Raw genomic sequence first — 14082 nt, 5'->3', positions numbered from 1 at the left:
TGCAACGGGCTTGCGCAGGAGCCTGGACGAAGAATTACTTGTAGAATGTTGTCCATATGCCGTAAATTTTATAATTTCCTGAGCAATAAAGGAGGCCGAATAATGAAAAAAGCCGTCTATATTCGGTTTACGATCATTTTGTTAATAGTTGGTTTTATGTTAGCTGTTCAATATAATACCGTTAAAAATCCAGAAACGAGAGACACGAGAGACATTTGGGCCATTCGCCAGGAACTTGCTAGAGAAACGGAATTACATTCAGAGTTATTATCGGAAGTACGTATGCTAGAGCAAACGATTGGTAAATACGAAAATATGAAGAACGAAAGTCCAGCAATCGCATTAAATGATACAGTGAACCAATTGAAAAAAGATATCGGAATTGAAGTGTTTAATGGTCCCGGGCTCACTATTACTGTAAAACCATCATTAGAAAGTATCGCTGTAGGACAAACTATCGAAGGAATTTCACCCGACTTACTTATTCGATTGGTCAACGAAATTAATCGGTTTAAAGCAAAAGTTGTAGACATAGACGGAAAACGTATTATTTATTCGTCGGCAATAAGAGATGTTAATGGGAAAACAACGGTCAATAATTTTGCAATACGAAATGCTCCTTTTACGATAAAGATAGGTACATCATCGTTTGAAGATGCCAAAAAAATGTATAATCAATTAGAGGCGTCCGCCATCGGTGACGATTTTTACATCGATAATCTAATGTTAGAAATCGGTGACCCTGTAAACAATCTTACTATTTCCGGTTATGACCAATCAGTAAACAAACAATTCTTACAAGAGATCCCAGGAGGAGAGTAACGTATGTGGTTGCCATTATTAGGTTTAATACTCGGGATTTCCCTTGGTCTTTTAACAGATATCCAAATTCCGGAAATATATGAAAGCTATTTGTCTATTGCTGTACTAGCGGCTCTCGATACGCTTTTTGGGGGAATTAGAGCACAATTACAACGTGTGTATGATGACAAGGTTTTTGTAACTGGATTTTTCTTCAATATTGGGCTAGCAGCAGCGCTTGCTTTTTTAGGGGTTCATCTTGGGGTAGATTTATATTTGGCTGCTATTTTTGCATTCGGCGTTCGGTTGTTCCAAAATATAGCAGTGATACGCCGTATATTATTGACAAAATGGTCAGAAAGAAAAAATGCATGAATAATATGTATGAAAAATTAGAATATTTAACTGCTGTATTATAAAGTTTTAGACTTTATAAGGTTTTTCCACTAGAATAATAGTTAAAGAGTAAATAGGAGGTGCCACGGGTTGAATCAATCAGAATTGTATGTATCACTAGATATCGGGTCGTCTTCTATTAAAGTATTAATCGGAGAAATGAATGACGACTCGCTGCACGTAATAGGTGTAGGTAATGTAAAATCAAATGGTATTCGAAAGGGCACCATTGTTGATATAGACGCAACTGTTCAGTCTATTAAAAAAGCAATAAGCGAAGCGGAAAGAATGATCGGGATGTCTATCCATGAAATCGTTCTAGGAATTCCAGCAAATTTGGCAAATATCCAAAGTGTTAAAGGCGTAGTAGCTGTAAATAGAGAAGATAGAGAAATTACTGATGGTGATCTGGAACGTGTCATTGAATCTGCTCAAGTAATGTCTATCCCACCAGAGAGAGAATTGATCAATATTGCACCAAAGCAATTCATTGTGGATCATCTTGAAGAAATAAAAGATCCACGCGGAATGATTGGCACTCGTCTCGAGCTGGATGGAATTATGATGACTACATCGAAAACAATTTTACATAATGTGTTGCGGTGTGTAGAAAGAGCTGGTCTGCAAATTAGAGAGATATATTTGCAACCATTAGCAGGTGGTCATTTTGCTTTATCAGAAGATGAAAAAAACCATGGTACTGCCTATATTGATATTGGTGGTGGTTCTACTACCATAGCTATTTTCAATGAAGGGCATTTAATCAATACAACTGTTATTCCGGTTGGTGGAGATCATCTTACAAAAGATTTATCGATTGTATTAAAAACGCCGACGGAACAAGCAGAAATGATTAAGTTGAAATATGGACATGCCTTTTACGATGATGCTTCAGATGATGAACTTTTTGAAGTTCCAGTAATTGGGGCAGATATGAAAGAACAATATTCTCAGCGGTATATTGCAGAAATCATTGGCGTTCGTCTAGAAGAATTATTTGAATTGGTATTAGAAGAGTTTTATAAAATGGGTCTCCAAGATCTGCCTGGTGGTGTAGTCATTACCGGGGGCGTTTCTAAATTGGAAGGAATAGGTCAATTAGCGAGACATATTCTACAAACAAGAGTGAGATTGTACACACCAGATTATATTGGGGTGCGCGAACCTCAATATACGACTGCTGTTGGTCTTATAAGATATGCCTATAAAGAAGATCTTTTCTATGGTAAAATTGGTAATAGCCAAGCATTAGCACAAATGGCTAGTAGTGAAGCAGTTTCAAGTCCTAAAAAACAAAAACAAACTGTTCAAAATTCGACAAATGAAAACAAAGAAAGCGCAATGTCAAAAGCGAAGAAGTTTTTCGACAAATTTTTTGAATAACAAAACCTTTATCATAGCTGAGAGAATATAGGAGGCAATAGCATGTTAGAATTTGAAACAAACGAAGATCAATTAGCCGTTATTAAAGTTATTGGAGTAGGTGGCGGCGGTAATAATGCGGTTAATCGAATGATTGAACATGGAGTTCAAGGAGTAGACTTTATCGCTGTTAATACAGATGCCCAAGCTTTAAAAATGTCAGAAGCCGAAGTAAAACTACAAATTGGTGGTAAATTAACTCGTGGATTAGGAGCAGGTGCAAATCCAGAAGTCGGTAAAAAGGCAGCAGAAGAAAGTAAAGAACTTATTGAAGAAGCATTAAAAGGCGCAGACATGGTGTTCGTTACAGCTGGAATGGGTGGAGGTACTGGTACTGGTGCTGCCCCTGTAATCGCTCAAATTGCACGTGATCTAGGCGCACTAACGGTTGGTGTTGTAACACGACCATTTACGTTTGAAGGTCGTAAACGCTCTACGCAAGCTGTAGGCGGTATCGGTATGATGAAAGAATCGGTTGATACGCTAATTGTCATCCCAAATGATCGCTTATTGGAAATCGTAGACAAAAATACACCGATGCTAGAAGCTTTTAGAGAAGCAGATAATGTATTACGTCAAGGGGTTCAAGGTATTTCTGATTTAATCGCGGTACCAGGACTTATCAACTTGGACTTTGCTGATGTCAAAACGATTATGTCCGATAAAGGGGCAGCACTTATGGGGATTGGTATATCCTCAGGTGAAAATCGTGCAGCAGAAGCAGCGAAAAAAGCAATTTCCAGCCCATTACTTGAAACATCTATTGATGGTGCAACTGGAGTGCTGATGAATATTACTGGTGGTTCTAACTTAAGTTTGTTCGAAGTACAAGAAGCTGCTGATATCGTTGCTTCGGCTTCGGATGAAGAAGTGAACATGATCTTCGGTTCGGTTATTAATGATAATTTGAAAGATGAAATTGTTGTGACGGTAATTGCAACGGGCTTCAATGAAGAACTTCTAATGCAAAAACAGCCAAGATCTACTGGTTTTGGAGGAAGTAGAACACAACAAGCTGCTCCATCTACTCCAATCCGTGAACAACGTAAAGAAGAAATACAACAACCAGTACAACATGAACGGGAACGTCAAGTGTCTAACCATCCACAAGAAGATGCACTAGACATCCCAACGTTCTTAAGAAATCGTCAACGTCGATAATATAAAATGACTGATAAAGCTATCTTCAAATTCGATCAAAATCGATTTGGAGATAGTTTTTTGTATGGGAAATTATTAATATGGGGCTTCGTATATTAAGTGTCCGTTATGATTTCCGCTGCACTAGAATAATAACATGGACGAACTCTACCCAAAGTTGGACAATCTCTTACTAAACCTGGACAATCAGCTCAAATAGATGGACAATCTAGCATGAAAGTTGGACAATCGTTTAGAACTTGGACGAACCCTCCCCAAAGTTGGACAATCTCTTACTAAACCTGGACAATCCCCTCAAATAGATGGACAATCTAGCATGAAAGTTGGACAATCGTTTAGAACTTGGACGATCCCTCCCCAAAGTTGGACGAACTCTTACTAAACCTGGACAATCAGCTCAAATAGATGGACAATCTAGCATGAAAGTTGGCCAAGAGTTAGAACTTGGACGATCCCTCCCTAAAGTTGGACGAACTCTTACTAAACCTGGACAATCCCCTCAAATAGATGGACAATCTAGCATGAAAGTTGGACAATCGTTTAGAACTTGGACAATCTCTCCCCGAAGTTGGACAATCGTTTAGAACTTGGACGATCCCTCCCTAAACTTGGACGAACTCTTACTAAACCTGGACAATCCCCTCAAATAGTTGGACAATCAAGCATGAAAGTTGGACAATCGTTTAGAAGTTGGACGATCCCTCCCTAAAGTTGGACAATCTCTCCCCAAAGTTGGACAATCCCCTAAAATAATTGGACAATCCTCCCTCCAAGTACATTTCATCCAGCCATTTATTTGGATGATGTCGCATATTTATCGTCATCTCTTTCCAAATTAACTCGTTCTTTTAAGAAATGATTGCTCCCGGTGTCTGGTTGTTGTTCTTAACCAGTTATTGGATATGAGATTAGATTTAGAGCAACGGCACTACTCAGTTAGCAAGCCCTGTAGCGGAAATCCTAGCGGTTAATTCCTTGACCCATTATTCCTATACTGTGAACTATCTTATAGACATGCAGTTTTTTTATTATGTTTTTTTGTCGTTAAAAAAGGTGCTTTTCCACCGTTCTTTTGACAAAGTTTTTAAAAGTGACATGGTACCATTTAGTAAAAAAGGAGGGAGAATCATGTACGCGGAAGTCATGATTGCAACTAATACTTTTTTCAACTATACCGTGTTAGCATTTGCAAATAAAATTGGTTGGATAGAAAACCAAAAAAGATATTTGTTCCTTTCAGCTTTTACTGCTGGAGTGATTACAGTCATTTTCTCTCATCATATAAGTACGGTATTTTTATCTTTTTTTGTGATGATTGGCATTGCTTTTTGGAACAAACGTACACAAATCGTTAAAGCGATTACATTGACATTACTTGCAAGCATTTTTGCTGGCGGATTACTAACCGCAATAGCACCGATGTATAGCAATAGTAATAATGGATTTATGATAGTAAATTTTGCACTAATCGCAATCGGCGGACTATACTTCTTAACTAAACATGTGCTACATCTAAACATTTCGAATGCAGAAAGAGAGTTATTATATGCCTCTCATATAACCTTGTTTGGGGAAACAAAGGAGTTAACTCTTTTTATTGATTCAGGGAATGTATGTAAAGAACCACTTTCCAATGATCCAGTACATTTCGTTGCGGCTGAAGTGTTACAGGATGTGTTACCAAAAAAATTGTTTCATGCGATTAGTGACTGGGAGTTTGATAAAGATAAAGGACTGGACAAACTCTCCAAAGAATATGCTACAAAATTACGATTAATACCAATATCTACGATACAAAAAGAGAAGACTTGGGTAATTGGGATAAAGTATGAAGAATGGATAGTAAATGATTTGCCATTACCTAAAGGATATATTGTCATGACAAGAGTGAAAGATAAATTTCCACATGGAGCAGATGGAATTTTGCATAGTTCTTCTTATTTCCATTTAAAGAAAAGGAGTGTTAGATAATGCTGTTGAGATTTTTGCGCCGAATATATTATTGGATATTATCTTTTAAAAGAAGCGGAGTACATTACATCGGTGGTAATGAATCATTACCAAAACCGCTAACAAGAGAAGAAGAACGTGAAATGCTTTTAGCTTTTATGGATGGAAACGAGCGTGCAAGAGATATATTAATCGAACGGAATTTAAGACTTGTTGTGTATATTGCAAGAAGGTTTGATCAAACAAATACGAATATTGAAGATCTCATCAGTATCGGTTCAATTGGACTTATTAAAGCGGTAGAAACATTTAATCTCGATAAAGGGATTAAGCTTGCTACATATGCATCAAGATGTATTGAAAACGAAATATTAATGCATCTAAGAAAAACGAATCGCATGAAATCAGAAGTTTCTTTTGATGAACCATTAAATTCTGACTCAGACGGAAATGAATTGCTTTTATCTGATATATTAGGAACGAGTGAAGATCTAATCATTGAAGATGTAGAAAAAAAACTAGAGCGACAACACGTGTTTGAAGCGATTAATTTACTTGGAAATCGCGAAAAATATATAATGCAATGTCGCTTTGGTTTGAATGGAAAAGAAGAAATGACGCAAAAAGAAGTCGCGGATCATTTAGGCATCTCGCAGTCATATATATCTCGTTTAGAAAAGAAAATAATTTTAGACTTAAAAGAGCTGTTAAATGAACCAATTGCATGATGGGTGAAATTGGATGACTCTCCCTCGGAATAATCTTTACTCCACCGGACAAACTGATTAAGAACCAATTAAAAAGTCCGGAGGAAGATCTATGACGAGAACAAAAGTAGAATTATGCGGCATTGATACATCTAAGCTTCCTTTACTTAAGCATGAAGAAATGAAAGAATTGTTTATCAGGTTACAAGCAGGTGAAGAGTCAGTTAAAGAAGAACTAGTTATGTGTAATTTAAGGCTAGTTTTAAGTCTTGTTCAACGATTTGCATACCGCGGGGAACAAGCAGATGACCTGTTCCAGGTTGGATGTATTGGACTGATTAAGTCCATAGAGAACTTTGACTTAAAGCATAACGTTCGTTTTTCCACGTATGCTGTCCCGATGATTATTGGAGAAATTAAAAGACATTTACGCGATCATCACTCTGTACGTGTTTCTAGGTCGTTAAGAGATATTGCCTATAAAGCGATGAAAGCAAAAGAACAATATATAAATGAGCATTTACAAGAACCAACACTAGATGATTTATCGAAAATACTCGATATCTCAGTGGAAGATATATTACTTTCCTTAGATGCTATTCAAGATCCGGTTTCACTCCAAGAACCTATTTTTAGTGATGGAGGAGACGCCATTTATATGATGGATCAGTTATGTGATAATGATGTATCCGAAGAGCAATGGGTAACATATTTTACAGTAAAAGAAAGTTTCCAAAATCTCGATGCTAGACAAAAGAAAATATTAACTAAAAGAATTTATTATGGGGCAACACAAACAGAAATCGCAAAGGATTTAGGATTATCACAGGCACAAATTTCCCGCTTAGAAAAAAGTGCCCTATCAACGATTCAAAGTCATTTGAATCCTAAATAATTATTTGTTCAAATATTAAGACGAAAAATAAACGAAACGCTTTTTCTGCATAGAAGAAGCGTTTTTTTACGATTTCGCTCATACAATGTGTTAAGAAGGAGGTAAACTATGAAATTTTCTGATGCACAGCAAAAGGAAGTAATTGAAGCGAGTAGTGGCCAATTATTAGGATTTATAGTTGATGCGGAAGTTGATAAAGAAAGCGGGCATATTATTTCTTTTATCGTTGAAACAAATGGAGCTTATCCGACTTTCTTTAACAAAAAAAGGGAAACCCAAAAAATAGCTGTTCAAAATATAGCTATAATTGGAAAAGATGTAATAATTGTTTCGAAAAACATAGAATAGGCAAGTTTCATCATTGATAAATCAGTCTTTCATTGATACAATAAACAAAAACAAATGATGAAAAGTTGGTTTTCATATGACAAACGTACAGCAAAATTTACAACAAATAAAAGAACATATTCAAGAAGCTTGTAGCCGGTCCGAAAGAGAAATGGAGGATGTTACGATTATTGCGGTGACAAAAGAAGTTTCCGTGGATCGTACGAAAGAAGTAATCGACACTGGCATGATACATCTAGGAGAAAATAGACCAGATGGACTTAAGAACAAATTAGATGCCATTTCAGACAATGTCAAATGGCATTACATAGGATCGCTACAAACGAGAAAAGTAAAGGCAGTCATTAATGTTGTGGATTATTTGCATTCACTCGACCGTATTAGTTTAGCAGATGAAATTGAGAAAAGAGCAACTTCCACAAAAGATTGTTTTGTACAAGTAAATGTATCGGAAGAAGAGTCAAAACATGGTCTTTCAATCGGAGAAGTAGAGACTTTTATAAGTGAGTTAGAAAATTACTCCCGTATACGTGTCGTTGGCTTGATGACAATGGCTCCTAATACAGACGATTATTCCGTTATCCGTAATGTCTTTCGTCAGTTAAAAGAACTACAAGAAAAAATTGCAGCTAAAAAGTTAATCCATGCTCCATGTACTGAGCTATCCATGGGAATGTCCGGAGACTATGAAATTGCAATTGAGGAAGGTGCTACATTTATTAGAATTGGAACAGCATTAGTAGGTAAAGAGAGGGAGGAAATTAAATGAGCATGAAAAACTGGATGAAAAATTTCTTCTACTTAGACGAAGAGGAAGAAAATTCAGCGGCACAGCAGCCAAGACCTCAGCAACAACCAGTAGAAAGTCAAATGCGACAACAACCGGTTAAGACTCCTATGAAAGAGCGTAAATTTAATACGACACCTAAAGAAACGGCTGTACCAAATTTAGTAAGCATTCAAAATGTGCAAAAGTCTTCTAAAGTAATGTTAATAGAACCACGTGTTTATGCGGAAGCTCAAGATATTTCAGAACACTTGAAAAGTAAAAAAGCAGTGATTGTAAATTTACAACGTATTGATAAAGATCAAGGAATCAGAATCATCGACTTTTTAAGCGGAACCGTATACGCTTTAGGTGGAGACATTCAACGAGTTGGTACAGATATTTTCCTTTGTGCACCAGATTCCGTAGAAGTAGCAGGAGCCATTTCGGATTATTATTATAACGACTTAGATTAATAGAGGAGCAATTTCAAATATGATTTTATTTTTAAGCTTGTTAAGTCAAGCAGTGACAATATATACGTATGCATTGATCGTCTATATTTTAATGTCATGGGTACCAAGTATTCAGCAATCAACTATCGGAGTGTTTTTAGGAAGAATTTGCGAACCGTATTTATCAATATTCCGAAAAATCATCCCACCACTAGGTATGATTGACATCTCACCGATTGTTGCCATTTTCACTTTACAGCTTGCAATGAATGGAGTAGCATATCTTTTACTAGCATTTATTTGAACCTCACATTTGTGGGGTTTTTATTATACATAAGGAGATAACTTTATATGGAACATGTGTTACAACATTTTAGGAAAGAAGAGCAGCCATTTATAGAGCAAGTCGTGAGTATGATGCATGAAGTAGAAAACAGATATGCACCGAAACTAACGGATTTCTTAGACCCAAGACAACAATTTATCGTCGATTCAATTCGTAGGCAATATGAAGGAATCCACTCGGAAGAAAATGGTGCGCTAGATCAAGCGGAACGAAAGAGAGTTTTATTGTATCCTTCTTATTTTGTTCCTACGACTGAGGATTTCTCGATATCTGTTGTGGAAGTGAAATATCCGACGAAGTTTGTTACGTTGAAGCATAAAGATGTACTTGGGTCGATGATGTCACTAGGCATGGACCGGAGTAAATTTGGGGATATTCGCGTTGTGGAAGGTGCCATTCAATTTGTTGTTGCTTCAGAAGTATTGGACTATGTCCGAGCGAACTTTACTTCTATAGGAAAAGTGAAGGTTCAAATGGAATTAGTAGAGGACAAGCTAAATTATTTTGAGCAGTCGGAAGAGTGGTTAATGGAAACATTGACGGTAAGTTCTTTACGTTTAGATACAGTACTTTCTGCTGTTTTTAATATATCTCGACAAAAGTCTGCTTCGCTTATTTCCGGAGGCAAAGTGAAAGTAAACTGGGCAGAGAAAGACCAGACTTCTTTGGAATTGCAGGAATTAGACTTACTTTCCATTCGTGGATTGGGACGAGTGAAGTTATTAATGATCGAAGGAAGAACAAAAAAAGATAAAATACGACTTCAAATCGGTCGTTTAGAGCAAAAAAAATAAAAATATGCAACAATCTTCGAATTTTAGATGTATTCCCCCTAACGTAAATGTATAATAGAGAGAAGAATGATAGTCTAGTCAAAGGAGATGGAACAAATGCCACTAACACCACTTGATATTCATAACAAGGAGTTTAGTAAAGGATTTCGAGGATATAATGAAGATGAAGTAAATGAATTCCTTGATCAAATAATGAAAGATCTTGAAATCTTAATAAAAGAAAAAAAAGATCTGGAAACCAAATTAAAATCTTCAAGCGAAAAAGTTGGGCATTTCACATCGATTGAAGAGACTTTACATAAGTCTATCGTTGTCGCACAGGAAGCTGCTGAAGAAGTACGAAGAAACTCTCAAAAAGAAGCGAAGTTAATCGTAAAAGAAGCAGAAAAAAACGCGGATCGTATTGTTAATGAAGCACTATCCAAAGCAAGAAGAGTTGCAATTGAAATTGAGGACTTGAAAAAACAGTCAAAGGTTTTCCGTAATCGTTTTAAAATGCTAGTAGAAGCACAACTCGATTTGATCAATACAGATGACTGGAATCATTTAATGGAGTATGATGTGGATACAGAGAGCCTTGACCGAATTTCGGCGACAGAAGAATAATACAATTCTTGACTGATGGACTTACATTTTCTATAATGATTTCATATCATATAATTATGCGTTGAAAAAGACGTCTAAAATTGTTTTCGAATAAGCGACTTGAGGATGGTGAGAGCTCAAGCAATGAAATTATTTTAGATTATCACTTTGGAGCAAGGACACCCAAAAAGAAAGTAAGTGTCTTCGGTTTATGCCCCGTTATGGCATACTAAGCGGCGATTTTTTACAAAATCGCAAGTAGGGTGGTACCGCGAGTCTAAACTTCTCGTCCCTTTTGGGGATGAGGAGTTTTTTTGTTGTCTAGCCCAACTTCAATCGCGCTTCCGCTTTTCAAATATAAGGAGGAATTTAAATGGAATACAAAGACACATTATTAATGCCGAAAACGGATTTCCCAATGCGCGGAAATTTACCAGCAAATGAACCGAAAATGCAAGATAAATGGAATGAAATGGACATTAACAAATTACAGTTAGAGCGTACAAAGGATCGTCCAGAATTCATCCTACATGATGGACCTCCATATGCAAACGGAGATATTCATATCGGGCATGCATTAAATAAAGTACTAAAAGATATGATAACTCGTCATCGCTCCATGACGGGTTATCATGTACCTTACGTTCCAGGTTGGGATACGCACGGACTACCAATCGAGCAAGCGTTAACTAATAAAGGGGTAAAAAGAAAAGAAATGACAGTTGCGGAGTTCCGTGAACTTTGTGAAAAATATGCCTATGAGCAAATCGACAACCAACGTGCTCAATTCCGTCGTTTAGGCGTTCGTGGGGATTGGGAAAATCCTTATATTACATTAAAACCTGAGTTTGAAGCCCGTCAAATTGAAGTGTTCGGTAAAATGGCTGAAAAAGGATATATTTATAAAGGTTTAAAACCAGTTTACTGGTCACCATCTTCCGAATCTGCATTAGCAGAAGCAGAGATTGAATACCAAGATAAAAAATCACCATCCATCTATGTAAGCTTCGAAGTAAAAGATGCAAAAGATGTTGTGCCAGCGGATGCAAAATTCATCATTTGGACGACAACTCCTTGGACTATTCCAGCTAACTTAGGTATTTCCGTTCATCCTGAATTCACTTATGCTGTAGTACAAGTAGCGGACAATAAATACATTGTAGCGAAAGATTTACTAGCATCATTAGCTGAAACTTTAGAGTGGGAAACATACGAACTACTACAAGAAGTAAAAGGTGCAGATTTAGAATATATTGTGGCGAAGCATCCAATTTATGATCGCGATTCCCTTGTGATGGTCGGGGAGCATGTAACGGCGGATGCTGGTACAGGTTGCGTTCATACAGCACCAGGTCATGGGGAAGATGACTATCTAATTGGAAAACAATATGATTTGGATATTTTAAGCCCTGTAGATAACCGTGGCTGTTATACAGATGAAGCACCTGGTTTTGAAGGACTATTTTATGATGATGCAAACAAAGTAGTAACAGAAAAATTAAAAGAACTAGGTAGACTTGAAAAACTAACATTCTTTACGCATTCTTATCCACATGACTGGCGTACGAAAAAACCAGTTATTTATCGTGCTACACCACAATGGTTTGCTTCTATTGATGCATTCCGCGATGAATTATTACAAGCGGTTCGTGAAACAGCATTTACGCCTGCATGGGGTGAAACTCGTCTTTATAATATGATTCGTGATCGCGGGGACTGGGTTATTTCTCGCCAACGTGCATGGGGCGTGCCGATTCCAATTTTCTACGCGGAAAACGGAGAGCCAATTATCACACCAGAAACAATTGCGAATGTCTCTACATTGTTCCGTGAGCATGGGTCTAATATTTGGTTCCAAAAAGAAGCGAAAGAGCTATTACCGGAAGGCTTTACACATCCGGGTAGCCCAAATGGTCAATTTACGAAAGAAAACGATATTATGGACGTTTGGTTTGACTCAGGTTCTTCTCACCAAGGTGTACTTGTAGAGCGTGGAATGAAATATCCAGCCGACCTTTACTTAGAAGGATCTGACCAATATCGTGGCTGGTTTAACTCTTCTCTTATTACAAGTGTTGCGATTAATGGATACGCACCATATAAAGGGTTGCTGTCTCACGGTTTCGTGTTGGACGGAGAAGGTCGCAAGATGAGTAAATCAGTTGGTAATGTAATTCTTCCATCTAAAGTAATGAACCAATATGGTGCAGATATTTTACGTCTATGGGTTGCATCTGTCGATTATACGGGCGACGTTCGTATTTCGATGGATATGTTGAAACAAGTATCAGAAGTATACCGTAAAATTCGTAACACGTTCCGTTTCTTACATGGAAACGTTGCAGACTTCAACCCTTCAACAGATCGTGTCGCATATGAAGACTTACGCGAAATGGATAAATACGTGTTCATGCGTTTGCAGGATGTATTAAAAACAGCTCGCGCGGCATATGATCGCTACGATTTCGCAGCAGTTTACCACGCTGTAAATAATTTCGTTGCAGGTGAGTTAAGCTCATTCTATTTAGATGTTGCAAAGGATGTTGTATACATTTACGGAGAGAATCATGCAGATCGTCGTGCAATGCAAACAGTGATGTATGATACATTACTTACATTATTAAAAGTAATGACACCAATTTTACCGCATACGACAGATGAGCTTTGGGCTTATTTGGAGCATGAAACAGAAGCTAGTATTCAATTGACGGATATGCCTGATGCGGTACAATATCCAGATTTCACAGACTTAGCTACTAAATGGACGAAAATTATGGAATTACGTGATGATGTGTTAAAAGCATTAGAAGAAGCACGTAATGCAAAAACAATCGGTAAATCATTAGAAGCAAAAGTAACTTTATATGTGAAAGATGAATATAAATCATTGTTTGAAACAAATGCACTTGATTTTGCACAATTGTTTATCGTATCTCAGTTTGAGTTAGTAGAAGCTGCTGCTGAAAATAGTCTTGTACTGGAGCATGCATCTGTGTTAGTAGAAAAGGCAGATGGAGAAAAATGCGAACGCTGCTGGACTATTTCAGAAACGGTTGGAACGAATGAAAAACACGCAACATTATGTACGCGATGTGCGGATGTTGTAGAAGAAAATTACATGTAATTAGTAAATGTGGTCCTTTATGTAGGACCACATTTTTTATGCTTTAGGAAGTAATGAAATTTATATTGTTTGTATAATTTCCTATAAACAATTAGGCGTAGTATAGGGGAACTACGTCGTAAGGTGACCGCTATGATTTTCGCAACAGACGGACGCTTTCCGCCGGGTAAGCGATGAGCCTTCACCGCCGCTACGCGTACGTTGTGAAGTCTCATTTTGCTCACTTATCCGGCAGGGGTCGCCGCCTGCAGCGAAAATCAATGGAAATTGCTTGCTTACTCCATATCAACTCGATAAAAACAGGGTTTTATACAGTTTATGGAATGTTTGTA

General features: G+C 37.3%; 15 protein-coding genes and 1 other annotated feature. All 15 genes read left to right on the top strand.

From position 1 onward, the window contains the following. Nucleotides 1-102 precede the first annotated feature (102 nt). The 15 genes from ACIQYS_RS16490 (at nucleotide 103) to ileS (ending at nucleotide 13750) form a co-directional block, all read left to right on the top strand. Nucleotides 103-822, top strand: a complete 720-nt coding sequence (locus tag ACIQYS_RS16490) for a DUF881 domain-containing protein (protein WP_402982262.1) — start codon at nucleotides 103-105, stop codon at nucleotides 820-822. Nucleotides 823-825: 3 nt separating this feature from the next. Beyond that, entirely contained in the window at nucleotides 826-1176 is a 351-nt protein-coding gene (locus ACIQYS_RS16485) for a small basic family protein (RefSeq protein WP_402982260.1), read from the top strand. A 111-nt stretch (nucleotides 1177-1287) separates the two neighbouring features. Beyond that, nucleotides 1288-2580, top strand: a complete 1293-nt coding sequence (gene ftsA / locus ACIQYS_RS16480; RefSeq protein ID WP_402982257.1) for a cell division protein FtsA — start codon at nucleotides 1288-1290, stop codon at nucleotides 2578-2580. A gap of 42 nt (nucleotides 2581-2622) precedes the next feature. Next, nucleotides 2623-3780, top strand: coding sequence for a cell division protein FtsZ (gene ftsZ, locus ACIQYS_RS16475; protein ID WP_402982255.1), 1158 nt, complete (start codon nucleotides 2623-2625; stop codon nucleotides 3778-3780). A gap of 323 nt (nucleotides 3781-4103) precedes the next feature. After that, the gene (locus ACIQYS_RS16470; RefSeq protein ID WP_402982252.1) at nucleotides 4104-4364 is read left to right on the top strand and encodes a hypothetical protein; all 261 of its coding nucleotides are present in this window, start codon (nucleotides 4104-4106) and stop codon (nucleotides 4362-4364) included. A 544-nt stretch (nucleotides 4365-4908) separates the two neighbouring features. Continuing rightward, nucleotides 4909-5751 (top strand): sigma-E processing peptidase SpoIIGA, encoded by an 843-nt coding sequence (locus ACIQYS_RS16465; protein ID WP_402982250.1) that lies wholly within the window; start codon nucleotides 4909-4911, stop codon nucleotides 5749-5751. Continuing rightward, the gene (gene sigE, locus ACIQYS_RS16460) at nucleotides 5751-6458 is read left to right on the top strand and encodes an RNA polymerase sporulation sigma factor SigE (protein ID WP_402982248.1); all 708 of its coding nucleotides are present in this window, start codon (nucleotides 5751-5753) and stop codon (nucleotides 6456-6458) included. The genes ACIQYS_RS16465 and sigE overlap by 1 nt, the downstream gene beginning before the upstream one ends. 91 nt (nucleotides 6459-6549) lie before the next feature. Then, on the top strand, nucleotides 6550-7332 hold the full coding sequence (sigG, locus tag ACIQYS_RS16455; protein ID WP_402982245.1) for an RNA polymerase sporulation sigma factor SigG: 783 nt from the start codon (nucleotides 6550-6552) through the stop codon (nucleotides 7330-7332). Nucleotides 7333-7440: 108 nt separating this feature from the next. Continuing rightward, nucleotides 7441-7680, top strand: coding sequence for a PRC-barrel domain-containing protein (locus ACIQYS_RS16450; RefSeq protein ID WP_402982243.1), 240 nt, complete (start codon nucleotides 7441-7443; stop codon nucleotides 7678-7680). A 76-nt stretch (nucleotides 7681-7756) separates the two neighbouring features. Then, nucleotides 7757-8449, top strand: a complete 693-nt coding sequence (locus ACIQYS_RS16445) for a YggS family pyridoxal phosphate-dependent enzyme (protein ID WP_402982241.1) — start codon at nucleotides 7757-7759, stop codon at nucleotides 8447-8449. Then, nucleotides 8446-8922 (top strand): cell division protein SepF, encoded by a 477-nt coding sequence (locus ACIQYS_RS16440; protein WP_402982238.1) that lies wholly within the window; start codon nucleotides 8446-8448, stop codon nucleotides 8920-8922. Before ACIQYS_RS16445 ends, ACIQYS_RS16440 begins: the two co-directional genes overlap by 4 nt. A 19-nt stretch (nucleotides 8923-8941) precedes the next feature. Next, nucleotides 8942-9205 carry a YggT family protein gene (locus tag ACIQYS_RS16435; protein ID WP_402982236.1) on the top strand — a complete coding sequence of 88 codons (264 nt, stop codon included), beginning with the start codon at nucleotides 8942-8944 and terminating at the stop codon, nucleotides 9203-9205. Between the two features lie 47 nt (nucleotides 9206-9252). Beyond that, nucleotides 9253-10041, top strand: coding sequence for a YlmH family RNA-binding protein (locus ACIQYS_RS16430; RefSeq protein ID WP_402982234.1), 789 nt, complete (start codon nucleotides 9253-9255; stop codon nucleotides 10039-10041). 96 nt (nucleotides 10042-10137) lie between these two features. Beyond that, nucleotides 10138-10647 (top strand): DivIVA domain-containing protein, encoded by a 510-nt coding sequence (locus ACIQYS_RS16425; protein WP_402982231.1) that lies wholly within the window; start codon nucleotides 10138-10140, stop codon nucleotides 10645-10647. A 52-nt stretch (nucleotides 10648-10699) separates the two neighbouring features. After that, nucleotides 10700-10923, top strand: a binding site (T-box leader). A 76-nt stretch (nucleotides 10924-10999) separates the two neighbouring features. Continuing rightward, the gene (ileS, locus tag ACIQYS_RS16420) at nucleotides 11000-13750 is read left to right on the top strand and encodes an isoleucine--tRNA ligase (protein ID WP_402982229.1); all 2751 of its coding nucleotides are present in this window, start codon (nucleotides 11000-11002) and stop codon (nucleotides 13748-13750) included. Nucleotides 13751-14082 lie beyond the last annotated feature (332 nt).

The organism is Psychrobacillus sp. NPDC096426, from assembly GCF_044762745.1.
GTDB lineage: Bacteria > Bacillota > Bacilli > Bacillales_A > Planococcaceae > Psychrobacillus.
The sequence above is the reverse complement of the archived record's forward strand: the minus strand, read 5'-3'. Positions and strand labels throughout refer to the sequence as shown.